Origin of the sequence: Neisseria subflava (assembly GCF_024205745.1) — a bacterium.
Lineage (GTDB): Bacteria > Pseudomonadota > Gammaproteobacteria > Burkholderiales > Neisseriaceae > Neisseria > Neisseria flavescens_B.
The window spans coordinates 396,642-423,413 of record NZ_CP073117.1 but is presented as its reverse complement, the minus strand read 5'-3'; the positions used below and the strand labels follow the sequence as shown (position 1 = coordinate 423,413).

General features: G+C 47.4%; 26 protein-coding genes. 6 read left to right on the top strand and 20 right to left on the bottom strand.

What is annotated here, in order from left to right; all coding sequences use genetic code 11:
* Nucleotides 1–404 precede the first annotated feature (404 nt).
* The 9 genes from KCG55_RS02040 to KCG55_RS01995 all read right to left on the bottom strand — a co-directional run bounded on the left by KCG55_RS02040 (nucleotide 405) and on the right by KCG55_RS01995 (nucleotide 9,783).
* Entirely contained in the window at nucleotides 405–764 is a 360-nt protein-coding gene (locus KCG55_RS02040) for a YbaN family protein (RefSeq protein WP_063076686.1), read from the bottom strand.
* Nucleotides 765–778: 14 nt separating this feature from the next.
* Nucleotides 779–1,375 carry a DUF1415 domain-containing protein gene (locus KCG55_RS02035; RefSeq protein WP_254323243.1) on the bottom strand — a complete coding sequence of 199 codons (597 nt, stop codon included), beginning with the start codon at nucleotides 1,373–1,375 and terminating at the stop codon, nucleotides 779–781.
* 117 nt (nucleotides 1,376–1,492) lie between these two features.
* A complete protein-coding gene (locus tag KCG55_RS02030; protein ID WP_003684427.1) occupies nucleotides 1,493–1,975 on the bottom strand; it encodes an Lrp/AsnC family transcriptional regulator in 483 nt (160 codons plus the stop codon).
* A 421-nt stretch (nucleotides 1,976–2,396) separates the two neighbouring features.
* Nucleotides 2,397–2,870 carry a pilin gene (locus tag KCG55_RS10565; protein ID WP_283255525.1) on the bottom strand — a complete coding sequence of 158 codons (474 nt, stop codon included), beginning with the start codon at nucleotides 2,868–2,870 and terminating at the stop codon, nucleotides 2,397–2,399.
* Nucleotides 2,871–2,964: 94 nt separating this feature from the next.
* The gene (locus tag KCG55_RS02015) at nucleotides 2,965–3,417 is read right to left on the bottom strand and encodes a pilin (RefSeq protein ID WP_254323242.1); all 453 of its coding nucleotides are present in this window, start codon (nucleotides 3,415–3,417) and stop codon (nucleotides 2,965–2,967) included.
* 793 nt (nucleotides 3,418–4,210) lie between these two features.
* A complete protein-coding gene (glnD, locus tag KCG55_RS02010) occupies nucleotides 4,211–6,769 on the bottom strand; it encodes a [protein-PII] uridylyltransferase (RefSeq protein WP_254323241.1) in 2,559 nt (852 codons plus the stop codon).
* A gap of 19 nt (nucleotides 6,770–6,788) precedes the next feature.
* Nucleotides 6,789–7,085 carry a helix-turn-helix domain-containing protein gene (locus tag KCG55_RS02005; protein ID WP_003684318.1) on the bottom strand — a complete coding sequence of 99 codons (297 nt, stop codon included), beginning with the start codon at nucleotides 7,083–7,085 and terminating at the stop codon, nucleotides 6,789–6,791.
* 427 nt (nucleotides 7,086–7,512) lie between these two features.
* Nucleotides 7,513–7,953, bottom strand: a complete 441-nt coding sequence (locus KCG55_RS02000; protein WP_254323240.1) for a TIGR01244 family sulfur transferase — start codon at nucleotides 7,951–7,953, stop codon at nucleotides 7,513–7,515.
* A 78-nt stretch (nucleotides 7,954–8,031) separates the two neighbouring features.
* Nucleotides 8,032–9,783: a M61 family metallopeptidase gene (locus KCG55_RS01995; protein WP_254323239.1), complete on the bottom strand. Its 1,752-nt coding sequence runs from the start codon at nucleotides 9,781–9,783 to the stop codon at nucleotides 8,032–8,034.
* Between the two features lie 332 nt (nucleotides 9,784–10,115).
* Here KCG55_RS01995 and ccoN point away from each other — a divergent pair, with 332 nt between their 5' ends.
* The 4 genes from ccoN to ccoP are packed head-to-tail and all read left to right on the top strand — an operon-like array spanning nucleotide 10,116 to nucleotide 13,733.
* Nucleotides 10,116–11,549: a cytochrome-c oxidase, cbb3-type subunit I gene (gene ccoN / locus KCG55_RS01990; protein ID WP_188209933.1), complete on the top strand. Its 1,434-nt coding sequence runs from the start codon at nucleotides 10,116–10,118 to the stop codon at nucleotides 11,547–11,549.
* A 24-nt stretch (nucleotides 11,550–11,573) separates the two neighbouring features.
* Entirely contained in the window at nucleotides 11,574–12,185 is a 612-nt protein-coding gene (gene ccoO, locus KCG55_RS01985; RefSeq protein WP_063075589.1) for a cytochrome-c oxidase, cbb3-type subunit II, read from the top strand.
* A gap of 4 nt (nucleotides 12,186–12,189) precedes the next feature.
* Nucleotides 12,190–12,387, top strand: a complete 198-nt coding sequence (locus KCG55_RS01980; protein ID WP_003748776.1) for a cbb3-type cytochrome oxidase subunit 3 — start codon at nucleotides 12,190–12,192, stop codon at nucleotides 12,385–12,387.
* The gene (gene ccoP, locus KCG55_RS01975) at nucleotides 12,387–13,733 is read left to right on the top strand and encodes a cytochrome-c oxidase, cbb3-type subunit III (protein ID WP_254323238.1); all 1,347 of its coding nucleotides are present in this window, start codon (nucleotides 12,387–12,389) and stop codon (nucleotides 13,731–13,733) included. Before KCG55_RS01980 ends, ccoP begins: the two co-directional genes overlap by 1 nt.
* A gap of 150 nt (nucleotides 13,734–13,883) precedes the next feature.
* On the opposite strand, the gene ubiT is transcribed toward ccoP, so the two are convergent.
* The 10 genes from ubiT to KCG55_RS01925 form a co-directional block, all read right to left on the bottom strand.
* Complete coding sequence (ubiT, locus tag KCG55_RS01970; protein ID WP_219088866.1) at nucleotides 13,884–14,330, bottom strand: ubiquinone anaerobic biosynthesis accessory factor UbiT; 447 nt, start codon at nucleotides 14,328–14,330, stop codon at nucleotides 13,884–13,886.
* Nucleotides 14,317–15,234 (bottom strand): U32 family peptidase, encoded by a 918-nt coding sequence (locus tag KCG55_RS01965; RefSeq protein ID WP_254323237.1) that lies wholly within the window; start codon nucleotides 15,232–15,234, stop codon nucleotides 14,317–14,319. Before KCG55_RS01965 ends, ubiT begins: the two co-directional genes overlap by 14 nt.
* Before the next feature lie 10 nt (nucleotides 15,235–15,244).
* Entirely contained in the window at nucleotides 15,245–16,252 is a 1,008-nt protein-coding gene (ubiU, locus tag KCG55_RS01960; RefSeq protein ID WP_003748766.1) for a ubiquinone anaerobic biosynthesis protein UbiU, read from the bottom strand.
* 333 nt (nucleotides 16,253–16,585) lie between these two features.
* The gene (locus KCG55_RS01955; protein WP_049348280.1) at nucleotides 16,586–17,206 is read right to left on the bottom strand and encodes a DUF2238 domain-containing protein; all 621 of its coding nucleotides are present in this window, start codon (nucleotides 17,204–17,206) and stop codon (nucleotides 16,586–16,588) included.
* A 109-nt stretch (nucleotides 17,207–17,315) separates the two neighbouring features.
* On the bottom strand, nucleotides 17,316–18,305 hold the full coding sequence (locus KCG55_RS01950) for a phosphatidate cytidylyltransferase (protein ID WP_254323236.1): 990 nt from the start codon (nucleotides 18,303–18,305) through the stop codon (nucleotides 17,316–17,318).
* Entirely contained in the window at nucleotides 18,302–19,009 is a 708-nt protein-coding gene (locus KCG55_RS01945) for a lysophospholipid acyltransferase family protein (protein WP_254323235.1), read from the bottom strand. Before KCG55_RS01945 ends, KCG55_RS01950 begins: the two co-directional genes overlap by 4 nt.
* 63 nt (nucleotides 19,010–19,072) lie before the next feature.
* On the bottom strand, nucleotides 19,073–19,447 hold the full coding sequence (locus KCG55_RS01940; protein ID WP_254323617.1) for a hypothetical protein: 375 nt from the start codon (nucleotides 19,445–19,447) through the stop codon (nucleotides 19,073–19,075).
* Between the two features lie 2 nt (nucleotides 19,448–19,449).
* The gene (locus KCG55_RS01935) at nucleotides 19,450–20,736 is read right to left on the bottom strand and encodes a phosphatase PAP2/dual specificity phosphatase family protein (protein ID WP_254323234.1); all 1,287 of its coding nucleotides are present in this window, start codon (nucleotides 20,734–20,736) and stop codon (nucleotides 19,450–19,452) included.
* Nucleotides 20,737–20,800: 64 nt separating this feature from the next.
* Entirely contained in the window at nucleotides 20,801–22,543 is a 1,743-nt protein-coding gene (locus KCG55_RS01930; RefSeq protein WP_254323233.1) for a bifunctional alpha/beta hydrolase/class I SAM-dependent methyltransferase, read from the bottom strand.
* Between the two features lie 156 nt (nucleotides 22,544–22,699).
* Nucleotides 22,700–23,470, bottom strand: coding sequence for a PP2C family protein-serine/threonine phosphatase (locus tag KCG55_RS01925; protein WP_254323232.1), 771 nt, complete (start codon nucleotides 23,468–23,470; stop codon nucleotides 22,700–22,702).
* Between the two features lie 231 nt (nucleotides 23,471–23,701).
* On the opposite strand from KCG55_RS01925, the gene KCG55_RS01920 reads away from it, so the two are divergent.
* Nucleotides 23,702–23,986 carry a PepSY domain-containing protein gene (locus KCG55_RS01920; RefSeq protein WP_254323231.1) on the top strand — a complete coding sequence of 95 codons (285 nt, stop codon included), beginning with the start codon at nucleotides 23,702–23,704 and terminating at the stop codon, nucleotides 23,984–23,986.
* Nucleotides 23,987–24,151: 165 nt separating this feature from the next.
* On the top strand, nucleotides 24,152–25,996 hold the full coding sequence (locus KCG55_RS01915; protein WP_432761067.1) for a Pycsar system effector family protein: 1,845 nt from the start codon (nucleotides 24,152–24,154) through the stop codon (nucleotides 25,994–25,996).
* Between the two features lie 139 nt (nucleotides 25,997–26,135).
* Here the strand turns inward: KCG55_RS01915 and KCG55_RS01910 are convergent, their stop codons facing one another.
* Entirely contained in the window at nucleotides 26,136–26,735 is a 600-nt protein-coding gene (locus KCG55_RS01910) for a CDP-alcohol phosphatidyltransferase family protein (protein WP_254321015.1), read from the bottom strand.
* Nucleotides 26,736–26,772 lie beyond the last annotated feature (37 nt).

Genomic DNA, 26,772 nt, shown 5'->3' with positions numbered 1-26,772 from the left:
TGAGAGAGCACGGCGGTGAAATATTCAGGCCGTCTGAAAAAATATCCAGACGAACTGCGCGGTTGTGTCAGGGGAAAGTATAACGCAAAGCAAGTGTTAAGGGATGGTTTAGAATATTGGAATCAAAAGAAATGTTGATACAAATAAAGAAATAAAAGCGATGGAAGTAGTGGGAAGTAGTAAAAAAATGATTTTGAAACAGGAGTTTGAAATCCTGAAAAGAATACTATCGAAAAAATGCTTTGAATTAATTTTAGCTAAAATTTACATTTGATTGAATAAATGGCGGCAGTCTGAAAAATGAGGGCTGAATAGGGCGTTTTGGTTCTTACTGATTGTTTTAATGGATAAATTGGGTATGAAAATAAAAAAACAGGTAAGCGAAAATGTCCACCTGTTTTATTTTATGCTTCCGGCCGTAACCACATCCACACAGCCACGCAGCTGCAACAGACTGACGATATGACACCGATCCACCAGCGTTCTGGAAACCGCCAAAACATCAACAGGCAAGAAAAGGTCATCATGCCGATAGCGAAAAACTTTGCCTTGCGCGGTACGGCGCCGTTGTTTTCCCAGTTTTGTATGATCGGTCCGAAATAGCGGTGATGATACAGCCAATTGTGAAAGCGCGGTGAAGCCTGTGCCCAGCAAGTAGCAGTCAATAAAATGAAAGGCGTAGTCGGCAGAAATGGCATGAAAATGCCGATAATGCCCAAGACGAGCGACAATGCGCCGCAAAAAATCAACAAATAGCGAACCATCTTCCCATCACCAATTATTTGTTTTCAGACGGCTTGTGATGCGGAAATGGACAACACGGAATGTCTAATTTATCCCAGCCTTCATGCCCCATTTTTTCCAGCAGCGCGATATTGCGGTCGAAAATTGCCGATGCATCGGGAAATGCTTCAGCCGCTTTGGCAATACTGTCTTCACGAATCAGATGCAAGGTCGGGTAGGGCGAGCGGTTGGTGTAGTTGCTGATGTCGTCGGCTTCCGTGCCTTCAAATTGGAAATCGGGATGGAACGGCGCAATTTGGACAATGCCTTCCAATTTGTTTTCTACAACCGCATCGTCGGCAATTTCCAGCATTTGGTTGAAGGTTTCAAAATCAGGGAACAGTGTCGGATGAACCAGTAAAGTGGTTTCCAATTCCGAAGCGGGCGTATTGCTCAGAAGCTGCAATTCTCGATCCAAGTCTTCAAGGAAACCGTCCAAATGACGGGCTTTGCTGACAACGATGCGAACCAGGTTTTTAACGTACGGCGCTTTGGCAAACGGGCAGAGATTCAGCCCGATAACGGCTTTTTCCAGCCATTGTTTGGTATGTTCTGAAACAGTATCGATATCGGGATGGGCGGTGTCAGTCATAGTAAAAGCTTATGTGAATTATTCTTAAAAAGTATACAAGTGTATGGGTGTGAAAGCAAACCATTGGAATTTAAAAGGCCGTCTGAACAACAGACGGCCTTTATCAGTTTTAAATCATCAATCCTGAACCAAATGAACCAAAGGCAGAGCGGTCGTGTTTTTAATTTCTTTCAACACAAAACTCGATTGCGCATCTTGCACGCCGTGGTGCGAAAGCAGCGTGTCCAAAACAAAATGGGAAAACGCGTTCATATCGGTAAAAAACGCATGGAGCAGATAGTCGGTTTCGCCCGTTAAAGCAAAGCAGCTCAATACTTCCGGCCAAGCGCGGACAGATTCGGAAAAATCCTCACGCGCATCTTTTGCCTTGCTAATTGAAACACGGATAAAAGCCTGCAAACCCAAGCCCAAAGATACGGGAGAAAGCTGGGCGGCGTATTTTTGAATAATGCCCGCATCTTCAAGCTGTTTGAGACGGCGCAGGCAGGGAGAAGGGGAGAGCGCCACCTTTTCAGAAAGCTCAACATTGCTCAACCGCCCATTTTCCTGCAAAACCTGCAGAATCTTTAAATCCGTTTTATCCAAGTTTAGATGAGGCATGATGGTTCTCCCAGTGTAGATAATGTATGTTTTAAAAATGAAAAATGCTTAAAAATAAAGACTTGTATGGTTAAATTATATATTGAGTTCAGATGGGCGACAAATTGTCTTATAAGGAGTGTTGCGAATTTGTTTTATGTAGTGGTGAAAAGATGAAGGCCGTCTGAAACTAATCAAGGTCAAAGCTTTATATCATATTAGGATTGGATATAAAGAGGCCGTCTGAAAATGAATTTCAGACGGCATTTATTTTCGTAATGTGATAATTCAGGCTCTTAATGACCTTGTTTTGGAGAGTTTTGTTCTTTTGCTTTGATTCGTTTTCCGCGTTTGTATTTGGCTTTGTTTGGGGTGTTTTCTTCGCAATGTATGTTTTCTTCGCAATGTATTTTGTGTTTTTCTTAGGGTATGTGCTTGGTCGTTATCCGTTTGAGTTATCTCGGCACATGGCGGGAATCATCATCGGATCCAGTGTTCCGCCGCATTGCCAGTTAAACAACCAAGTCGAGTCATTGTTAATTCGATAAGGGGTCAGGGTCAGGACTTTGCCTTTGTTTTGCCCTTTATCGAAAGGAATACTGATTTTTCCTGTATCTGCTTCTACAGTTACGCCACCGTTTTGGATGTATGTGCCACCGATGCGTTGAGCGGTAACGCCGATTGCGCCTTGTTTGCTGACATCCTCTGCATTGGGCAGGCGGTTATTTATCGCTGAGGCAATGCTGATTTCGGTTTTCAGGTCATCGGCAAGGTATAGTGCTTCGGAGGCTTGCGCCCTGCCGATATAGTTTTGGTAGGTAGGCACGGCGATAACAACCAGAATACCGAGGATGGCGATAACTATCATCAGCTCAATCAGGGTAAAACCTTTTTGGGCTTGAAGTGGGGTATTCATTTGAGGGTATCGTTTTCAAGTTTTTTATTTTTATAAAGCAAATCCCATAACCGCGTTATGGGATTTGCTTATATTTTAGACTGCAATACCAATATTAGCGGCAGTTGGCAGGAACATGTTTAGGCTCGCCAACAGAAAATTTACATACCCATTTAATAGGTGCCTCAGCATTTGCTTGAGAAGGGGTTAAAGTAAATACAGGATCTTTATTTGCATCTGCACCAGTATTTTTACTTGTTACTGTAATTACACCACCATTTGCAATAGTAATAGATTTTACATATTCACTACCATTTTCAGGAAACTCGTAACCCGTATTACCCTTGTCAGTACCATTGATACCTTTAACTGAGGTCAAACCATTTAAAGCAGTAGCAGTTTCTGCTACTGCCAATTTTGCAGGTTCGGCCAAGCTCAAGCCTTCAGATACTTTAGCGCGGATGGTGTAGTCTTGGTATGCAGGCAGAGCGATTACGGCCAAAATGCCCAAGATGGCGATGACGATCATCAATTCGATCAGGGTGAAACCTTTTTGGATTGCTTTCATTGTTTAAAACTCCAGTTTGAAAGTGTGAATAATTATGTTTAAGTAAAAAGTCCGTAATGTGCTTGGCACTATGTATTATGAGTAAACCATAAAGTAAGAAGGAATATACAGCTTCCGTCGGGCTTGTTGCTTTGAGGCTTGGGCCTTATCGGACGTGTTGTTTCTAGCAGTCTGTGTGCCAAGTGCGCAAAACTGGTTAAAAATTTTATTTTTTATTTTTTGTTTATTGTTTTTATTGGTATTATTTTTTAATTTTTAAGTTTTTTGTGATTTTGTTTGAAAGTTTCAGGATTTTAGGGAAATTAGGTGGTTGACGTTTTTTGTCAGTTTTGTGTTTTTTGTGACAGAGAGTGTGTGCGAGCTTGGGCATGTGACGTTTTTTGTCAGAAATTAAGCTCGGTTTAATAATATGTTAATTGATTTAGATGGGCGGTATTTTTATGGATTAATCGGTGAGTTTAAGATTTTGTGATTTTATTTTTTTGTTTTTTATGGGTTTTATTTTGTATGCGTATTTCGTTTGAATGCGGATAAGGAGAAAATTTGGAAGGAAGGATTTTTAAAGAGGATCTAGTGTAATAGGTGAATGAAATTTTGTTATTGGAATTATATTCATTTGGGTTATGATTTTAGAATGTAGTTTTATGTCAGAAGGAAGTTCTGGTTTCAAATTTTAAGGCTTTGGATTTCTTGAGTGTTTTAGAAGGGTATATTCAGGATGTTTATATTTTTGGGTGCGATTAGGGTGAGCAAAAAATGCTCACCCTATGTTTTTAAGATGTTCAGACGGCCTTTATGGGGTCAAGACTTCGATCAATGCCTGCTTTAGGGTATTTTGAGTTTGCGGGTCTTGCAGGGATGGGCTGTAGGTGATGAAGCTGTCCTCAATGCGCTGATCCAAGGTTGTGATTTTGGCGTAGCGCAGGCTGATGTTGTGTGCGAAGAAGGTCTCGGCGATGTCTGCGAGGAGATGGGGGCGGTTGACGGCGGTGATGTCTATGGTGTGCCAGCCGGGATAATCTTCTTCGGGGGTAATGATCACGGTAGGCGGAATGGGGATGTGGCGGATGCGGCGGCTGATGTGCGGGCGGCCACTTTGTTTTTGGACGGTGGTATTGCCGTGGATGAAGCTGTTGAGTTCGGCTTCGAGTGCGCTTTGGCGGTCGGGATATTCTTCGGGCGGAAGGTTGTCGGGAAGTTGGAGGATAAAGGTGTCGAGGATGTAGTCGTGCTCGGTAATGAAGGCGCGGGCGGCTTGGATGTCGAAGCGGTGGCTGCTGAAGATGCGGCAGAGGCGTGCGAATAGGCGGTCGCCATTGGGCATGAACACCATGACTTGAAGGCTGTTGCTTTGGGGAAGGATACGGCTGCGGACGGCCGGACTTTGGGTGTCGTAGGCGAGGTTTGCGGTGTGCCAGAGGATTTCCCGCGTCTGATGGCGGACGTAGTATGCGCTGCCGAGGATGCGGCGGAGCTTTTGTTGGTTTTTGAGGGGAACGGCCGCGCGTGTGAGCTGATCGGTCGAGGCTTGTTCGCGTCGGTTGGGGAGGCGTTCGGGATCGTGGTGTTTGCTGTTTAAAACGGCGGCGGTGCTGTGGTAGAGGGTTTGAAGCAGGCTGGCGCGCCATGTGTTCCAAAGTTTGGGGTTGGTACCGCGGATGTCGGCAATGGTAAGCAGGTAGAGTGCGTCGAGGTATTCGCGTGTGGGAATACGGCGGCAAAAGGCTTGGAGGACATGGGGATCTTGGATGTCTTCTTTTTGGGCAACGGTGGACATGAGCAGGTGGTTTTCAACCAGCCATGCGAGGAGGTGGCGTTCTTCTTCGGTGTAGTAGTGGTTGGCGGCGAATTGTTGTGCGTCTTTGATGCCTTCTTTGGCGTGATCGCCGCCACGGCCTTTGGCGATGTCGTGCAGCAGGGCGGCGGTGTAGAGGATATGTGGTCGTGGATAGGCCTGCATGATGGCGCTAGCCTCGGGCATCTCGTGGCTGTGGGTTTCGATGGCGAGACGGCGCATATTGCGGACGACGGTCAGGATGTGGTCGTCTACGGGGTAAATATGGAAGAGGTCGTGTTGGAGCAGGCCGGTGATTTTTTCCCATGCGGGGAGGTAGCGGCCAAGTACGCCGTAGAGGTTGAGAAAACGGAGGGTTTGGGTAAGGCCGGTGCCGTGTTTGAAGAATTGGATGAAGCGGCGGCGGTTTTCTGGGTTTTGGGTGAAACGGGTATTGATTTTTCGTGTGGCCGCCCACCATGCGCGCAGGGTTTGCGGCTCGATGGTGGTGATGTTTTGCTCCTGCATGGTTTGGATGATGGTGAAGATGTGTTCGGGATTTTGCTCGAACAGGGCAAGGTCGTTGGCGGCGATTTGGTGGCCGATGCGTTTGTAGCGGCTGTCGATGGGGTGGATATGTCGGGGACGGCTGGAGGTTTGATGGTTTTTGAGAACCGGAATAAGGATGCCGTTGAGTTGTTTGATGGCTTTGGTGGCGCGGTAGAAGGTGTGCATCAGGGCTTCGCTTCGGCCGCGGATGTCGGGTTGGGTATAGCCTAAGCTTTCGGCAACTTGGGACTGGTAGTCGAAAAGCAGCCTGTCTTCGGGGCGGTCGGCGGTAAGGTGGAGGTGAATGCGGATGTTGGCGAGACGGCGGTAGCCATGAGCCAGCATGCCGGCTTCGGTGCGTGTGAGGACGCCGGCGGTAACGAGGGCGGTGGGGTTGCTGTCTATGCCTTGTGCTTTAGCTGTCCAGATAAGGGTGTGGATGTCGCGTAGGCCGCCGGGGCAGGTTTTGATGTTGGGTTCGAGTTGTGCGCCTGTGCCTTGGGATTTGGTATGGCGTTGCTCCATTTCGAGGAGTTTGGCTTCGATAAAGGCGGCTGTGTCGCGGCGTATGTTGAGTTTGTTTAGAAGTTGGGCGGTAAGGTTGGCATTGCCTTGTAGGTGGCGTGCTTCAAGAAAGGCGGTTTCGCCGGTAATGTCGTTTTGGGTACTTTGGAGGATTTCTTCTATGCTGCCGCTTTTGATGGCCGGATTGAGGCGTGCGTCCCAAAGGGTTTGGATAAATTGGGCGGTTTGTTGTTGTAGGCCGTCTGAAAAAGGAGTGGAGGAAATAATCGCTAAATCCCAGTCGGAATGGGGATAGAGTTCGCAACGCCCAAAGCCGCCGATGGCAATCAGACTGATGTCGTCGCTGTCGGGGAAGTGGATTTGCCAGAGGGTCTGCAGCAGGGTTTCGGCAGCGGTGATATGGTCGCGGAAGTAAGCGGTAGGGCGGTTGTTTTGGCGGTAGGCGGTTTCTGCTGCGGCTTTTTGCTGCCGGTAGGTTTGGATGGCTTGTTGGGCGGCGGTCATGATGGTGTCTGGTTGTGAATTAGGCTTGGGTATCGGCAGGCTCGGTCATTTGGCGGAGCATTTCTTGCGGAGGAAGGAGGAGTTTGTAAGGGGCAATTTTAAGCGCGGATGCGATTTTTTCGATGTTGGAAAGGGCGATGTTCCAGCGTTTGCGCTCGACGGCGGAAACGTAGGTGCGGTCAAGTCCGCATTGGCGCGCCAGTTCTTCTTGCGACCAGCCGTGATTAACGCGATAGAGGCGCATGTTGTAAGCGATAACGGCGCGGAGGTCTTGCGGATCGGGCAGGTTTGGAGGGGGAGTGAGTTTATTAACCATGGCGTTTTGAGTTTGTGGTTTGAACGATAAGGGGATTTTATACTATTTTTGTGAGAGGAAAGGAAAGGTCGTCTGAAAGTTTTCAGACGGCCTTAAAAGAGGTAGGTATAAAAAAAAGGGGGTGGCTTTCGGCCACACCCAAACACACACACATCAAGAGGAAAGAAAAATCATTTAATAAGAGAGCTGGCTCTTATAGGGGGAAACTGGAGGATTCGGGCTTGGCCCTGAAGCATTGAAAGGCATTATAAATGAAAATAGGGTTGGGGTATTGATACAGGTCAATTCGGGCTTGATTTAGAAAATATATTTTTAGGATAGTGGAAATAAATTAAAAATAAGGTTTGATTGTGAATAAAAGTCATCAGGCCGTCTGAAAAATGGGTTTCAGACGGCCTGATTGGTTTAAAGGCTACTACTTATACAATTAAGCTAAACCTTTATCTTTGGCTTCTTGCAGGCGGGCTTCAAAGTTGCTGAGATTGACGCCTGCCTGTTCGGCTGCGGCAACTACTTCGGCTACAGATGCGCCGTGTTGCACTTGATGATAACCCCAAAGCAGGGAGCAGCGAGTGCCGGTACGGCAGAAGGCAAGGATAGGAGCCGGAGATTGTTGCAACAGATTTTGGAAGGCTGCAACATCGGCTGCGTTGATTTGAGGCGCAACAACGGGCTGGTGTGAGAATTGGTTGATGCCGGCCTCTTTAAACCAGTTTTGCACTTCGGCAAAATCCGGTTGGTTTTCTTCTTCGCCGTCCGGGCGGTTGCAGATGACGGTTTGGATGCCGAGACGTACGGCTTCTTGGACATCGGCTTCGGTCAGTTGGGGGGCGATATAGAGGGAGTCGGTCAGTTTACGGATGGGCATAGTTTTTCCTTTCTTTATATTGAGCGGATATGTAGATTTCAGACGGCCTAGAAAGTGGTAGGCCGTTTGAAGTTTTATTTAATGATTGTACAACCAGTTTTCGAGTTGTTGGCGATCGGTAATGTGCAGCAGGGCGGTATTGGCTTCTGCCGCTTGAACTGTGATGCTGGTTTCACGCAATAGGCCTTGGCGGAAGAAGTGGATGGTGGTGCGCGTGCCGATAGGCAGTTTTCCCCACTGCGCTGCAAGGTCGTTGCAGGCATAGCCGCCTAAGGCGATGATTTTATCTTGTGGGCAGAGTCCGGCATTTTCTGCGCTGCCGCCATTAAATACATGAGTCAGGACAGCATGGTCGCCGTTTTGTTTGAAACGTGCACCGAAATCGTTGGCGGGGGCAACCGATTGGGGTTCGTTTGCAAATGCTCCGCCGTGCTGGCGTGGCAGGGAGATAAAGTCGAGTTTGACACCTACGCTTTGCAGACATTCTGCGAGCGGAAGGTCTTCGGTGCTGTATAAGGCCGTCTGAAAGAAGGTTGCTAAATCTAAACCGGTCATTTCTTGGCAACGGGTTTGCCAGTGTTTTTCGGGTATGCCTTGATGGGTGTCGCACCAGTCGCGATAGTGTTGCTGCATCACGCTGTCGAGGGTGTATTTGCCTTGGCTTTTTTCACGGATGATGAGGTCGAGGCAAAGTGCGGCCAGTGCGCCTTTTTGATAGTAGCTGACGATGGCGTTGGGGCTGTTTTCGTCTTGTTTGTAGAACTTGTCCCACGCGCTGAAACTGGATTGGGCAAGTGTTTGTTTCAGACGGCCTTGTGTCTGCTGTACGCGTGTGATGCCTTGTGCAAGCAGGGTAAGGTAGGCTTCGGGGCTGATGGTTTTGCTTCGGGCTAGAAAGAGGTCGTCGTAGTAGGAAGTAATGCCTTCAAATGCCCAAAGTTGCTCGGTGTAGTTTTCTTGGTCGAGATTGTAAGGTGCGAAGACAGCCGGTTTGATGGATTTGACGTTCCATGCGTGGAAGTATTCATGGGAGAAGAGACCGAGCAGTTCTGTATAGGCTTTGTCGGCTTCGCCCATGTCGTAAGATGGCAGACTGTGGCGGTCGGTAAGTAGGGCGGTGCTGCTGATGTGCTCCAGTCCGCCGTAGAGGTTGTCGCCCAGATGTAGTAGGAAAAGGTATTCGGTAAACGGGGCAGGGGAGGGGAACATCGCCAACTCGGTTTCGCAGATTTTTTGAATATCGGCGAGGAAACGGGCGCGGTCGAAATCAGGATAGATACCGCTTAATGCAATACGGTGGGGAATGCCTTGTGCCTCAAAGTCGAGGAATTCGATGATGCCTGTTTCGACGGGGTAATCAATAAGCTCGGTATATGAGGCCGTCTGAAAAGTAGTCGCCGAAATTTGGGGCAGTGTTGTGGCTATCTGCCATGTGTGTGGCAGGGTGGAAAATTCGACTTGGTGCGATTGTTCCTCTTGTCCGTGTACTTTTAAGAAGAGGCATGCGCCGTCGAAAAAGCCGCGCTCGGTACTGAGGAACGAGCCGCGAACAGATAAGTCGAATGCGTAGACGGTGTAGTAAATTTCCCACGCTCCACTGAGGTCTGGGGTTCGCCAATGGTTTTTGCTGGTTTGCGTCAGCGGCTGGGCTTTACCGTTGCAGTGCGCGCTGATGTGTGTGATGTGGCGGGCAAAGTCACGGATGAGATAGCTGCCGGGAACCCAGTTGGGCAGGCTTATTTCTGTTTCAGAATCATTGGGTTGGGTGAATGATAAGGTGATGTGCCATTCATGAGACAGAAAGTTGGGGGTAATTTTGTAATTAATCATAGCTATCGTATAGTTTGCTAAAGTTTATTAAGGATAAGTGTTTTAAAAGGTTAGGTTTAATCTATATCAATAAATCTGTACGAAAAAGGGGGCTTGAAAAAATGCTGTGCCCTATTTATTGGATATGTTTAAATAATTTATTGATTATAAAAGAAATGAGATTATGTCTCACTAAAGGTTTTATGCAATATGGAATGTAATTTTGCTTGGCATGTTGTGGTGTCTATGTTAAATTTAGAAAAATTTGAGCCTTAGCCGTATTGCGCTTTTCATAAACGTAAGGGTTGGGGTGAGATAAAAATTTTTTATACCCATAATTTATGGAGACTTCCATGGACACACAAACTTATAACTACAAAGTGGTGCGCCAGTTCGCCATCATGACTGTAGTTTGGGGTATTGTGGGCATGTTGGTCGGTGTAATTGTAGCCGCCCAATTATTTGCTCCATCCCTTGATTTATCTGAAATTGGACCTTGGTTCCACTTTGGCCGCCTGCGTCCGCTGCATACCAATGCGGTTATTTTTGCATTCGGTGGTTGCGGTTTGATCGGTACATCATACTACGTTGTTCAACGTACATGTAATACCCGTCTGTTTGGCGGTTGGTTACCTGCATTTACCTTCTGGGGTTGGCAGGCTGTCATCGTGGCTGCGGCTATCAGCTTGCCTATGGGTTACACCCAAGGTAAAGAATACGCCGAGTTGGAATGGCCTATCGACATTTTGATTACGCTGGTGTGGGTTGCCTACGCTATCGTATTCTTCGGTACGATTGCCAAACGTAAAATCAAACATATTTACGTTGCCAACTGGTTCTACGGCGGCTTCATCTTGGCTGTTGCGCTGTTGCACATCGTCAATAATATCAGCATCCCTGCCGGTTTGATGAAATCTTACCCGGTTTACGCTGGTGCGATTGATGCGATGGTTCAATGGTGGTACGGCCACAATGCGGTGGGCTTTTTCCTGACAGCCGGCTTCTTGGGTATGATGTACTACTTCGTACCAAAACAAGCAGGCCGTCCTATTTACTCTTACCGCTTGTCCGTCGTTCACTTCTGGGCTTTGATTTTCACTTATATGTGGGCAGGTTCTCACCACTTGCACTACACCGCATTGCCTGACTGGACTCAATCTTTGGGTATGGTATTGTCTTTGATCCTGTTCGCACCTTCTTGGGGCGGTATGATCAACGGTATCATGACTCTGTCTGGTGCATGGGACAAACTGCGTACCGACCCGATTTTGAAATTCCTGATCGTATCTCTGTCCTTCTACGGTATGTCTACCTTCGAAGGCCCGATGATGTCTATCAAAACTGTTAACGCTCTGAGCCACTACACTGACTGGACTGTTGCACACGTTCACGCCGGTGCATTGGGCTGGGTAGGCTTCGTAACCATCGGTTCCGTTTACTACATGATCCCTCGCCTCTTCGGTAAAAACGAAATGTACAGCACCAAATTGGTTGAAGCGCATTTCTGGATTGCAACCATCGGTGTGGTTCTGTATATCGCCGCGATGTGGATTGCCGGTGTGATGCAAGGCCTGATGTGGGGTTCTTTGAACGAAGACGGCACACTGACTTATTCCTTTGTCGAATCTGTAAAACGTACCATGCCTTACTACATGATTCGTTTCACCGGCGGTCTTCTGTACCTGAGCGGTATGTGCATCATGGCATATAACGTTTACCGTACTGCTATCAGTGGTAAAGCAGTTGATGCTGAGATTCCTGCGGTTTCTCAAACTCAGCACCACTAATGATAAGAAAGATAGGCTACCAAAATGAAATTACAACAATTAGCTGAAGAAAAAGTCGGTGTACTGATTGTATTCACCCTGCTTGTAGTCAGCGTCGGCCTTCTGATCGAGGCCGTCCCGCTGTTCTTCTCCAAGGCAGTTACTGAACCTGCGCCAGGCGTGAAACCATATAACGCCTTGCAAGTGGCCGGTCGTGATATTTACGTACGCGAAGGCTGCTACAACTGCCACTCTCAAATGATTCGTCCATTCCGTGCAGAAACTGAACGTTACGGCCACTACTCCGTTGCCGGTGAGTCTGTTTATGACCATCCGTTCCAATGGGGTTCTAAACGTACCGGTCCGGATTTGGCTCGTGTCGGCGGCCGTTATTCCGATGAATGGCACCGCATCCACCTGCTGAACCCGCGCGACGTTGTGCCGGAGTCCAATATGCCTGCATTCCCATGGCTCGCACGCAATAAAGTCGATGCCGAGGCAACTGTGGCGCATATGAAAGCCCTGCGTAAAGTGGGTACACCTTACAGCGATGAAGAAATTGCCAAAGCACCTGAAATGCTGGCCAACAAATCAGAGCTGGACGCTGTTATCGCCTACCTGCAAGGCTTGGGCTTGGCATTGAAAAACGTAAGGTAACATCATGGACGCTAACTGGGCTCGCTCGCTCTTTACTGTTTGGGTATTCATCAGCTTTATTTTAGTCCTCTATATTGTGTTCAATAGACGCAATAAGAAAAACTATGATGATGCAGCCAGCAGTATTTTCGATAATGACGAGCAAAGGCCGTCTGAAAAGGACGATCAAGCTCAGTCAGTCCGTGATCACGGAGCAAAATAATGAACACAACATCCCAATTTACCAGTAGTTTCTGGAATATATATATTGCCGTTATCGTCGTGCTCAGCTTCATCGGCCTGGCTTGGCTTCTGCTTTCGCAAAATGTTGTGAAACGCCCTAAAAAAGGCGAAGAAGTAAAAACCACGGGTCATGAGTGGGACGGTATTTCGGAGTACAACAACCCTCTGCCACATTGGTGGTTTTGGCTTTATGTCTGCACATGGTTGTTTGGCGTCGGCTATCTGATTATCTATCCCGGTATCGGCGATTACAAAGGCCTGTGGGGCTGGAGCAGCCATGGCCAATATGAAGAAGAAGTTGCCAAAGCCAATCAGCAATACGGTAAAGTGTATGCTAAATTTTCCAATATGCCGATTGAAAAAGTGGCTAAAGATCCTGAAGCCCGTGCTATTGCACAAAACCTGTTCAATACCTACTGTATCCAATGTCACGGCTCAGATGCCAAAGGCTCTAAAGGCTTCCCAAATCTGACTGACGACGACTGGTTGTGGGGCGGTGAACCTGAAAAGATTCAGGAAACCATTGAAAAAGGCCGTACTGCCGCCATGCCTGCATGGGGTCCTGCTTTGGGTGAAGAAGGCGTGAAAAACGTAACACAGTATGTTATGTCTCTTTCTAAACCTAAAGGTCAATACGACGAAGAACGTGCAGAACGCGGTAAAGCCCTGTTTAGTGGCCCACCTGCCAACTGTTTCACTTGTCACGGCGACAAAGGTCAAGGTATCCAAGGCCTCGGCCCGAATCTGACCGATGATGTATGGTTGTGGGGAGGTACTCAAAAAGCGATTACCGAAACCATTACCAACGGCCGCAGCAGCCAAATGCCTGCTTGGGGTCACTTCCTCGACAAAGACAAGCTGCACATCATGACCGCCTATGTTTGGGGTTTATCCAACAAAGACGGTAAAAAAACTCCTGCTAAAAAAGCCGAGCCTGCTCCGGCAGCTCAACCTGCCGATGCTTCTGCTCCGGCGGCTGCTTCAGCTCCTGTTGCCGATAAAGCTGCTTCAGATGCTAAAGCTGCTCCGGCTACTGAAGCCAAACCTGCTGAAAAAGCAGAAGCGGCTCCGGTTAAGGTAGATGGCAAAGCTGTTTTTGAAGCCAACTGTAAAACATGTCATGGCGGTTTGATTCCAGGCGCTCCTGTCGTGGGTAAAAAAGAAGACTGGGCTCCTCGCATCAAACAAGGTAAAGACACTCTGCACAAACATGCTATCGAAGGCTTTAATTCTATGCCGGCTAAAGGTGGTAATGGCAGCCTGAGCGATGATGAAGTTAAAGCAGCTGTAGACTTTATGGCAAACGAGTCTGGCGCGAAATTCTAATTTTGAGTCGGATTGAAAAAAGCGTACCTAACAAGGTACGCTTTTTTATATTTGATAAAGCCGATAAGAAAAGACATATTAAAGAGACTAAATATATAAGGCCGTCTGAAACATTCAGACGGCCTTTGTTCTTGTTTCAACCAAAATTAATCAATCCAAAGTGGATGTACTGCGTTTCAGGAACCATTCGCTGAAAGGCCACTCGACACTGTCGAGTAAGTTTTTGGTAATTAATCCCAATTCCGTATCGCCTTCAATTTGCAATTTACGGTTGAAAAATAAGGTATCGGGGTCTTCCTCGCGCATCATCATGCGCATGAAGTCTATACCGTTGGCGGCCAGCCTCAGATCGGGGGTACCGCTGAAGTTGTCATCCAGGAATTTTTCTGTATTGGCACTAAACCGCACTTTAATACCGGCATCCAAAACTTCGATTTCGAATTTTCTTCCGGCAAAAAGTTCCATATCGGCAGGCAGTAAACCTTTTTTCAGCATGGTATTCAATACGGAGACTAAAACAAAGCGCGGAGGCTTGCCGGGAAGTTTGGTACCGATTTTCGCCATCCATTTGGGTAATATGATTTCAGGCAGCGCCATAATATGTCTCCTTCACAGTTTCAATACCGGGCTGACCGCGCCAATAACCGTCAACCAGCGTTCCGGTAGTCAGCCGTTCCAACTCGGGGCGAACATCTTCCCATGTGGCTTTTCCGTCCAATACATTACGGTGAATTTGGATAATTTCAGCCATGCCGTGCATTTGTGGCGACAGTCTGAGCATATTCATGCCGATTTTATTTAAGTCTTCATGGTGGGGCAGTAGGTTTTGGCAGCCGTAAGACATGGTTTGGATGCCGTTGATGGTGAGAAACGGCTGGCCTTCGCGCGTATTCATGGCCATACCGTGCTCGTGGTCGAGACAGCGGAACTCGCAACTGTCTTTATTCAGATTGTAATGGCGGGCGGTAAAGCAACGTGATGAATAGGCGAGCGGCATTTTACCCCAAGCGAAGAGTTCGGTTTCAATGCCGTCTGAAGCCTTGATGATTTCGGCAACCTTATCGCGGCTCAGCTCAGACGGTGCAATCCAGCGGAATGCCCCTAATTTTCGGAATACGTCCAAAGTGGTTTCGTTGTAGATATTCAGGCTTGCACCGGCAACAAACGGGATACCGTGTTCGCGTGCCAATTTAACCGCCCCCATGTCGTTGGCTTCAACTTTGAACTTTCCCTGCTCCGTGATTTTGCGTAGGCGTTTCAGATCAGATTCACTTTCGAGCAGGACTTGTGAGGAAAGAATAATCTCTTTACCGCTTTCTGCCAGGTCTTCAGCCAGTCCGAACCAGTCAGCAAAACGCATTTTCTGACGGCGTGAGCAGACTACCTCGCCCAAATAGACCGTGTCCAACGGCGTATCCAGCATGGAAACGTAAAATTCCAGCAGGGCTTCTTTTTGCCAGAAAAATAAAATAGGGCCCAGCGACAATTTCAATGAATTCATTTTTTCCCCCTTATTTCCATGGGCGGTTGTATGCGCCCAAAGTTGTCTGATGACCTTCCGAAACTTTGCTCAAGGCATTGTTCCAGGACGGATTGACTTTGAAATGCGACGGGTCGGCTGCGGCTGCATCCAGTGCTTGGCGCAGGGATTTGGTTACTTGCGCCGTATACATCGGGCTACGTTGGCGTCCCTCGATTTTGATGGCGGACACACCGATTTTGATGAGTTCGGGCAACATTTCCAAAACATTTAGGCTGGTCGGTTCTTCCAAAGCATAGTAGGTTTCATCATTGACTTCAAAGCGGCCTTTGCACAAGGTTGGATAACCTGCGGGTTCATTGGGTTTGTATTGGTCTATCAATACCTGGTTTAGACGTACGTTCATGCGGTCGGGCAGTTGTTCCCAGCGGACGGATTTTGCCGGAGAGCAGACACCTTGCATATTGGGTGATTCGCCTGTTGCATAGCTCGACAAGATGCAACGGCCTTCCACCATCACACACAAACTGCCGAAGCCAAAAACTTCAATCTCCACATCAGTATTGTCAATCACATGTTTGACCTGATCGATGGTCAGTACACGCGGCAAAACGGCACGACGGATGCCGAACAGCTCCTTCATCATATTGATGGCTTCGTAATTGGTGGCCGAACCTTGTACCGACATATGCAGGCGTAAATTCGGATGTTTGTCTGCCGCATACGCCATGATGGCAGGGTCGGCTACAATAATCGCATCGGCACCCAAATCCGCCGCCGTATCCACAGCAGCGTGCCAACGCTCCACTTGGCCGGCTTGTGCAAATGTATTAATGGCCATCAGTACATTGCGTCCGCGCGCATGGGCGTAAGCTACGCCTTCCCGTGCCGATTTCATATCGAAATTCAGCCCCGGAAAGTTTCGTGCATTGGTCGCATCTTTCAAACCCATGTAAACCGTGTCCGCACCATTGTCCACAGCGGTTTTCAGTGCAGGCAGGTTGCCGGCAGGGCAGACTAATTCTGGAATTTTCTGCATTTTGTGTTTCTCATCTTAATGATAACGTCTATCGGGTTAATCAATATTTTGTAGAATTCCGGATATTTTATGGATTAATGACACAAGATATGCTGATTTAAATCAAATCGAAAAATTCAGGTTGACGTAGGCATATTGTTTACAAAATCTTAACAGACATGGTTTTTTATATATTTCATGTGCTTAAAAATTTTGATGACGGATTTTGTTTCAAAATCGGCTTATGTTTTTAACTATCGCATTTATTAATTTTTACAATAACAACGATAGAAAAATGAAAAAAGGCCGTCTGAAAATCTGTTTCAGACGGCCTTTTATTTTAAAGAGATATATTTAAGAGGAACCCAAACGTTTATCGGGGCGGGTAAACACAAAAATAAACAGCGAGGTTAACGCGCCCAAAGTATCGGCAAGCATGTCTTTTTGCGCGTCCCAAATATCGCCTTGAGAACCCAAAAATTCCAGTCCGGCTTCTCCGCCGTCGATGACGGCATATTGCCATTCGATGATTTCATAGGCGGCAGCCACGCTCATAATGAAGAACAGGGAGAAAAATAAGGCCAGCGGCAGGTTGCACAGTTTGCGGCGCAGCAGCCACTCAGCCATTGGATAGGCATAAAAGCCGATGATGTAATGGGCAATACGGTCGTAATGATTGCGGTTTTCGCCCAAAATTGGCTCGACAAAGCGGTTGATGGATTCAAATGGCACATCGGCAAAAGTGTAGTATGCACCGATGGAATGCATGATGAGCCAGAAACTCATGAATAAGTAGGCCAGGTTGCTGAAGCGGAAAATGCGGTAGGTGGCAACCAGAAGGAAGAATACGGATGCTACGGGAATGATTTCGGCGTACCAGACAGCGCGGTCATGGGGATTAATACCTGACCAAACAATGAGGGCGAAGATAATCGTAGCAAGAAAAATGGGAAAGATTGGAGAGGGTTTATTCATGTTGTGTGTATGTAATAACAATGTCGCGTATTGTATAACGAATTGGCAGGGCTGGCAGTTTCATGCATTAAAGGCCGTCTGAAAAACAGCTTTCAGACGGCCTAAAGTTTTAGCCGTTCCAGAAATAACGGGTGATGTGGAAAAACACGGGCGCGGCAAAACAAATCGAATCAACGCGGTCAAGCATACCGCCATGTCCGCGTATCATATTGCCCCAGTCTTTGACACCGTAATCGCGTTTGATGGCAGACATAACCAGGCCGCCAAAGAAACCCATCAGGCAGACGATAAAGCCGATAACGGCTGCTTGGCCGTGCGAGAACGGCGTAATCGGCGCTATCAGAGCGGCAATGGCTGTGGCCGACAAAATACCGCCGACAGTGCCGGAAATGGTTTTGGACGGGGAAAGCGAAGGCATGATTTTTGCACCGCCAATCAGTTTGCCCCAAACGTATTGCAACACATCCGATACTTGCACCACGCCAATCAGGAAGATCAGCAACAGGATATTGTTGCTATTATCGAAGCCGTCCAAGTCTAGAAACATCAGCGCCGGAACATGGGACAGACAGAAGATGCAAATCATCGCCATCCATTGTGTTTTGGCGGCACGTTCCAAAAAATGCGCGGTTTGGCCGCTGAGGCTGGCAATAATCGGCAGTATCAAAAAGCCGTAAACCGGAATAAAAATGCTGAACATGCCGTACCAGCCGTCATAGACGAAATAGTATTGCACCGGCAGCAGCAGGTAAAAGCAGACAACCATGCTGTAATAGTCGCTACGGCGGCGATAGACAAGGGTCATAAATTCGCGCAGTGCGGCAAATGAAATCAGGAAAAACAGTACAACCGTCCCGATTTTGCCGAACCAAAACGCGCCCAGTAACACCAGCGTCATCAGCCACCATGCGTAAATGCGGGCGTTGAGGTTGGCGATGGTGGCATTATCGGCGCCGTTTTTGCGCTTGAGCCATTGTCCGATGATGCTGGCAAAACACAATACGGCAAACACGCCGACAAAAATATAGCTGGCTTGTGGAGTCAGATGAGCGGCGGCTTGTTCGACAATGATTTGTTGGGAAGTCGTAGAAAGGCTCATGCTTGTCCTCCTTTGTTTTGCTGAACTTCAGGTTCATTTTGGCGAAGTTCGCTGCGGTCGTTTTCAGACGGCCTGAGTGCCAGCAGCGCTTCACGGCTGCGTGTCAAAAAGCTGTCTTTGTCTTCGTTTTCCTGCAAGGTAAGCGGCTGTCCGATATGGACTTCACACAAAAGCGGGATAGGCAGGATTTTGCCTTTGGGCAGTACGCGGCTGATGTTGTCTATCCAAATCGGCACAAATTCGGTATCGGGTTTGCTTTTTGCCAAATGATAAATGCCGGACTTGAACGGCAGTAGGATGGTGTTGTCATCAGTGTTACGCGTGCCTTCAGGGAAAATAATCAAGGAGTCGCCTGCGTTTAGCGCGTCTTTCATCTGTTCGGTAATCGCTTGCGGATTATCGCTATGGCGCGGAATCAGCAAGGCGTTGAAAACGTTTTGAATGATGAAGCGTTTGAGTTTGCTTGTCAGCCAGTAATCCGAACCGGCGACTGGACGCGTGGACAAGCGCCAGCGGCGGGGCAGGGAAATCCACACCAGCACAAAATCGCCATGGCTGCCGTGATTGGCATAATAGACCTTTTGGTGCTGATTGAATGTCAGCTCGTGCGGGCTTTTGGGGCGCACGCCCGTAAGAAAAGAGACCGACAGGCACAAGGCTTGGTCGGTCAGCCAGGCAAGTTGTTTTTTGAGGAAGTTTTTCATTGTTTCTGCCTTTGGGAGTGAGATACCGCTAAGGATTCGGTTTGGGTAAATCAGCAAAAATAATCAAATGCTTTGGATAAGCAAAATTAAAAATTGTGCAGCGGTCAGGTATAAGCTTTTACGCCATAGGGAAAGTGTGCCGTTTATTCGTTGGGTCAACGTACGGTTGCCTGAAATTTGACGCAAACCGTTTTGTTGTAAGGATTGGTCGAAGTCTTCAGGGGAGTAGCGGTTGTCGGCAAAGTCTTGGAACACGCGACGATCGAAGTGAATACGGATATGGCAGTACAACAAAACTGCTGCCAAGACAAGTTGCACCGCAAACCATGCGCCGCCATATTTTACCGACAAGGCGAGCAGTAAGGCGTTGCAGGCGGCAACATAATGTGTGGTAGAGAGCAGGTGGGCAGTAACACGGCTGTCGGTTGCGTTGTTCATCATTATCCTTGTTTTAGACGATTGGCCGCAGCTTCGACTGCTTGGGCCGTGGCCGGCGATAATACTATTTGCGGCCGAGCCTGTTTGAGTTCGGCCTTCGCTTGCACCAAGTCTTTGCAGCCACCATAGACCAGCAGCCACGTCAGCACCACTGCGGCACTTCTTCCATAACCCAAAGCGCAACATACCAGCACTTTGCCGTGTTTTTGGCGTAAGGTTTCCAATATTGAGGCCGTCTGAACCAAATCGTTTTCAGACGGCGTTACCATATCCCGTAAAGGTAGGGAGCGATATTCTCCTTGATAGCTACGGCAGGGATATTCGGCGCATACATCCAATACAGCAGGCAGATGGTTTGAAATTCCCAAAACGCTGCCAATCCATACATCATGGCGGACTTGTGCCGTTTTCGCTTTACCGCGTAACCAATACGCCATGTTTAGCCGTACGCCCACCAGATAAGGCAATAGTAAAACCGTCGCTGCCGCCGATAATTTACCGTTAGCCTGTTTTTGGAATATGTTTGCATTCCCAGTCAAATAGGCAAAGGCCACCATCAGCAAAGACACGCTAATCCATATAAACCACAGCCACACACCACCCAGCAGCGCAGGCAAAGCCATTAAACACGCGCCAAGAAAATACAGCAACGCAATCTTTCTTGAGCGTACATTACTCAAACCCAGTTTTAACGGCGAAGTCATCTGACGTGGAAAAGCCCACAACACCAGCCAGCCGAGCAATGCGCCGGTCGACACGTCAATAAAATGATGTTGATAAGTCGTCAGTACCGACAAGGCAATCAGGCTTTGCCATAAGAAAAGCGGCAGGCGGATTTTGGGAAAGCGCGTCCAATAAAATGCACCCACGATAATCGCCAACGCGATATGCAAAGATGGTGCTTGGTTGTACGGCAAATCAAATGCAGCCAATGAATCAAACAGCCAGCCTGACAGCCCATCGGCAGGCGGTTTAGGCCACCCGAAACGTAGCGGAAACAGCACAAAGCAAGCAGTCGCAATCAGTTGGGCGACGACAAGGTGCGCTACATATCGGTTTTGTTCATGTGTATCACGGCAAAGAAAAAATGCCGCGGCATACATCAGGTTCAGCGACCAATAAGGCACAATCGTCCATGCCCAAAACGGAATATTGCTCTCCCATGCAAAAGCGATTTCAGGCACATAGTCCAACGATGCCGCGTAATGGTTGGAGAGGCCGTAGCTGGTGTAAAACAGGATACCGACTAAAATCAGCTTGAGCAGGGAGGTTTTGAGGGAGGGTTTCATGGATAGGTACATGGTTTAAATAAGGCCGTCTGAAGTTAAAAAATTGTTCAGACGGCCTTTATTTTTATTTCTTTACTGCCAAGCTCACGGTGAAAATGCCGTCTTCGTCTATCCATTGATGGATTTTTTCAAAACCGGCTTTTTCAACCAACTGATCCATTTCCTGCTGACTGCGGCGGCGCATTACCCAGTTTGGGCTGCCTGCTTTGTGGCTGGTCAGGGCGCGGGCAATCATTTCCAGTTGTGGATGCCACGGCTGGCCGGTGTAGATCAGGTAGCCGCCGGTTTCAATGGCTTCGCCGAAGCCGTAGAGCGAGTTCAAAATCAAATCATTGTCGGCAAACAATTCGTGCAGGCCGGAGACGATGCCCAAGGTAGGGCGCGGCTGTAAATTGTGATAATTGGCGCGGTCGTAGGCATTGACTTCATTGAAGGTTACTGTCTCTTGCAAGCCGCGCTCGGCAATCAGCTTACGGCCGGCTTCGACATTAATCGGACTGTAATCGCGCAAGCGTACGGAATCAGGCAATGTGTCGGCAGTCAGTGCGTCCAATACATAACGGCCATGACCGGATGCGATATCCAAAACGTGTACCGGTTTGCCTGCTTCACGCAGTTTGGCTGAGGCCGTCTGAATGGCTTTGCCGATATTGACTTTGCGTTGGCGAATGCCGCGCCAGCCGATGGCGTTGAGATAGTATTTGTCCACCCATACACCGAAAGCATTGCTGCCTTGCGGTTGATTGCGGTAGACGTAATCCAGCGTGCTACCCGAATCAAAACCTGTTTCTTGACCGATTCTCAAGCCTTCACTCCAGCGCGAACCCAGTTTGAGCGAGGCGCGATATGTTGCCCAAAATGCGCCGCGAGGCGTACAAACAGGCAAAGGTGTAGCCAGTTCGTCAGCTTCGCGACGGCTGTCTCCAAATAAGTGCGCTTGAGTCAGATCGACTTGTTGCAAAGGCTGATTGAAACGCTCGCGGATAAAACGGCGCATTTCAACAAACGCGATTTCACGGTTTTGCTCGCCTAAAGTATCGTGGTAGAAACCGGGCAGGATATGGCGTTCTTTAATATGGCTGCCCAACCGGTTGTAAAAATCGTGTTGCGGTTTGTGATGAACAACCCAATCGCTGCCTGAAATCAACAGTTGTACAGGCGTAGTAATGGCTTGCGCATCGGCAACGACGCGTTCGGCCGCTTCATATAAACCCAGCAGGATGCGCACAGAAATAGCGCGGGCAATAAGCGGATCATTGTCGTAGCTTTTTTGACGCTCGACATTGTGAGTCAGATAGTGGGCTTTGACGTAGCTGTTGACAAAGAAATTGCCACGCCATTTTTGCATAATTTTCAAACCGGTACGGGCAAACGGAACATAGAGTTTGACTTTGAACGCAGGTGAAGCCAATACGGCGCAACGGATTTTCGGCGCGTAATCGTGCAACCAAGTAGAAACCAATACCGCACCGACACTTTGCGCAATCACGCAAATGTTTTCAGGTTTGATGCCGTATTCGTTTTGGATGTGTCGGATAAAATCATCTACGTCTGCAACCGAAGTGCCGATACTCGGACTATCGCCTCGTTCACCGGGGCTGTAACCATGACCGCGCGCGTCCCAAGCAAAATAGGCAAAATCATCAAAACCCAGCTCATCCGCTACAAACATTATCCGACCGGAATGCTCATGCCCGCGATGGAACAGCACAATAGCTTTGTCGGAAGAACCATCGGCAGCAGGGCGATAGCGGTAGAAAAGCGAAGTACCGTCTTGGGTAGAAAAGTATTTTTGCTGTTCGGACATGAGAAACTCCTAATAGTCATATTTTTTGAACAGTATCATGACATATCGAATAAATGCAATGATTATCCGATAGACGGACGAATGCAATGATGGAGAGATATGGTAAAAGATGATTCCAAATTTCACTTAAAACTAATGACAGTGATCGTTAAAAGGTTAGATAGAGGGTGTTTGGATAACCTTACAAATTACTACCGACATATCATCATAAACTCTTTGTTTCGCAATTAATTTACGAAATACAGTCAGACGGGACTTATCGTTATCATATTGTTGCCAAATTTTTTCTCTTATTTCTTCTGAAAGGGCGTCACTTAGGCCATCTGAACAAAGTAGTAGGCTTTCTCCTGCTTTAAGTGTAAGTTCGATATGGCATATTTTGTCTTGGAATTCGGAATAATCTGCTACTAGATAAGAAGAAACGCCGCCATATATGGTGGCAAAATCTTCTTCTTTTTTATCCGACAAACCATCCAGCAATTCGGAGAGTATCGAGTGATCTTGCGTCAGTTGCTTCCATTTTCCTTGTGTATCAATCAAATAGGCGCGGCTGTCGCCTACGCTGATGATTTTGGTTTTGCCGGTGGTTTGATCGATTTCTGCGGCAACGAAAGTGGTTGAGGAACCAAAATAATCCTCTGCCAACTCTTGAGATAAAGTGGCTTGTACATGATTGATGGTTTGACGGCTGAGTTGGGCTGTACGGCTTAATAGGTGCATGGCTGATTTGCTGGCTTTTTCGGGACGGTTGCTATTGGAAATGCCGTCGGCTATCCCGATGATAAAGCGTGGACGGGTTTCAAGACGTGTTTCAGCGGTTTTGAGTTTATATTGAAACACTTGTTCGCCATTAAAAAGGGCATCTTGGTTGTGCTGTTTGTTGCTGCCGATTTGTTGGCAAAAGGTGATTTCGCAAAATTTGTTCATGGTTTGTCCATTTGTTGGGTGAATATTCGCTGCAGGCTTTTCATCGTTTCTAACCCTCCAGATTTACACTTGGGCAATACGTTTGAAATTTGATGATTAAGGTTAAAGGTCGTCTGAACAGTTTTCAGACGGCCTTTACTGTGTTTAACCAAGCACTAATTAACTACTAATTTTGTCATGTTTTAATACATCCATCGAAACCCGAATACATATTTTAAAAGGAAATCAAACATGAAAAAATTCTTATTGACCGCCATCGTTGCTTTGTCTGCTGCTACTGCTGGTGCCAGCGATTACATCGAACACAAAATTTACAGCGACAAAAACTTCGAGCAAAACCGTGCTAAAGCCGTAAGAATGTTGGAACAACGCGGCTATCAAGTTCAAGATGTTGATGCCGATAGCCGTCGAGGTCAGCCTGTATTGGATATCGAAGCTTTTAAAGATGGACGTGAGTACGACATTGTTTTGTCTTACCCTGATTTGAAAATTATTAAAGAACGCATCGATTATTAATATTTCGATATAAAGTGGATTGTCGCAGGGCTTTTGGTCCTGCGGCAGTTTGCTATTTAGGCATTTAAAGAATGTAAATAGCATGTAAATTACCTGAAATAAATGAACTAAATATATTTTTTATTTTCCATGTAGTTCAAAGTGTTTGATGTTGGGAGTCATGATATGAGTTTGAATGATTGGAAGGAAGATAGTCAGTCGAAGCTGGTGGGCGACCAAGAAAAACCTTTAAACGACGGCGCAGCTGCCGAATCCCAACAGGATGTTGATTTTTGGGATCACAGTCAAAACGGTGTTGTTGAAAATGAAGTTGAGGTTGTGACTGAAGCGGTAGAAGGTCAGGGAGTGGTTGAACATCCTGAAATGCCGTCTGAAAAAAATGAGAAGAAAGCCAAACGCAAAAAAAACAAGGCGAAGAAGAAAAAAAATAAAGCCGAGGATTTGAATGCGCCTGATTTGTTGGGTACGAATAAGGGCGTGGAAACCATGTTCCGCAACGCCGTACGCTCGGAGATGGAATTGCTGGCGCTGGCGGCAACCAAAGCGAACATTATGATTTCGCTGAATGGTTTTATTGTTTCTGCACTGATGATTTCGGGTGCGTTTATTTTTTCATCGTCGCCCGAGTTTTTGATTCCGGCCAGTACGTTTATGATTACTGCCGCCGCGTCTATCGTGTTTGCATTGCTTTCTGCCTCGCCGGAACGTATCGGCAAAATGCAGGCGGCGCGTACATGGTTTAAGGATTTTGTCCGCGGCCGTTCTAAGCTGCGGGATTTGAAAACCCGCCTCAGCAGTACCGAAACGCGCTTTTTTGGCGGCAGCCAACCCAATATTTTGATTTATGAAGACCGAGTGAAACTGCAAAAAGATCAATATTGGGAAATGATGCAGGAAATTATGGGCGACCGTAAACAAATCTATGAAAAGATGAGCGATCATCTTTACTGGCTCGGTTTGTTGGCGGATAAACAGTTCAAATACATTAACTTATCTTACGCGGTATTCCGTTGGGGCTTGCTGGCTTCGTTGGTAGCATTTATCGGCGTGAAAACATTGCCGTCATTATTGACACCTCCGGCCAACAACGCGGCAGAGCTGCGTTCGCTGGGTATCAATATGTTTAACGGCGTATTTGAGCCTTCTGCCGTACAACAGCTTCCGGATGGTAAGTTGCTGATTGCGGAAGACGAACCCAACCATGCGTTCAGTATCATCAGCATTGATAAAACAGGCAGGTTTGTGGAAGACGAGGCATTGGATACGCGCGTGATTACCGGTTTCAAACGCCGCCTGAGCGACTTGGAGGCTTTGGCGCGCGACGATGAAGGCTTTATCTACGCACTGACTTCACATTCGCGTACCCGTAAAGGCAACCGTTCGCCCGACCGCGAACACCTGATGCGCTTTAAAATCCAAGACGGCAATATGTTGGGGCTGACCAGCTACGACAATCTGACGCAGGTTTTGGAAACCGACCACAAGCTGCATGATTTGATTCGCGAGCGAACCAAGGCAGAAGTTTCTTTTGAAGAAATCAATATTGAGGGCATGGCGTTTGATCCGGTGAAAAAACGTCTTGTTTTGGGATTTCGTGATCCTGAATTCAACAACATGGCTTTGGTCGCGTTTATCAGCAATCCGAAAGATGTATTTGAGCGCAATGCCAAACCTGAGTTTGATGAAGTGGCGGTGATTGATATTGATGGCGGCGGTATCCGTTCCCTCAACTATGATCCTGTGTTGAAAACCTACGTGATCGCCAATGAAGTGAAGGATGAGAATGGACAGAAATTCTCACAACTGTGGACTTGGAGCGGTAATCCGACCGATGAACCGCAAAAAATCTCTCTGCCTAATCTGCAACACATCACCAACGTTGAAGCCGTCGATTCGATTACCGTTAACGGCAAGCCGCAGATGATTCTGATGGGGGATGAAGGCAATGCTTCACAGAAAATTACTGCCAAATATATGTTGGTAGATTACAGTCAACTGGGTAAACAGTAAGTTATCTTGGCTACTGAATAAAAGGCCGTCTGAAACCATAAACTATCGGTTTCAGACGGCCTTCTTGTTTTCAGTAAAACAGGTTGATGGGTTTAAATACTCTAATCAATGATGATTAACCCAAAAAAGTGGACAAGTTTCAGACGGCCTTCAAACCATTGATGACACGTTTGTAGCAGGTATAAACCAATGCCGCGCAGGCCAACCACATAAGGATATAGAAAGTCGAATGGAAGCTGCCGGCGATTGCATACCATACGGCCAATGCGCCGATAAAGAATGCGCGGTCGCTTTTGCCGAATGGCCCGTCATAACGACGGCCGTTGCCATGAACTTGTCCCAAAACGCCGCAAAACTCGGTCATTGCCGCCAGCCAAATAAACAGGGCGATTTGCACGCCGCCGAAGGGCGCGATGAAGGCAAAAGGCAGATACAAAGCAGCATCGGCGACAATATCGGTGATTTCATTCAAATAGCCGCCTAATGCTGATTGCTGGCCGAACTCCCGTGCCAACATGCCGTCCATCGCATTCAATGCCATGCGGACAAACAACCAAATCGGCAAAAGCCAGAATAATGTGGATACACCTGCAAACAATGCTAAAAGCAAACCGATCAAAATGGAAACGGCACAGGCAAACAGAGTAACCTGATTGGCAGTAATGCCTTTTTGATACAGTCGCTTAACCATGGGGCGCAACAGGTTTTGAAATTTTGGTTTCAGGGCGTAGATGCTCATAATTATGCTATATAAAAGAAAATGAAGTGCCGTGATT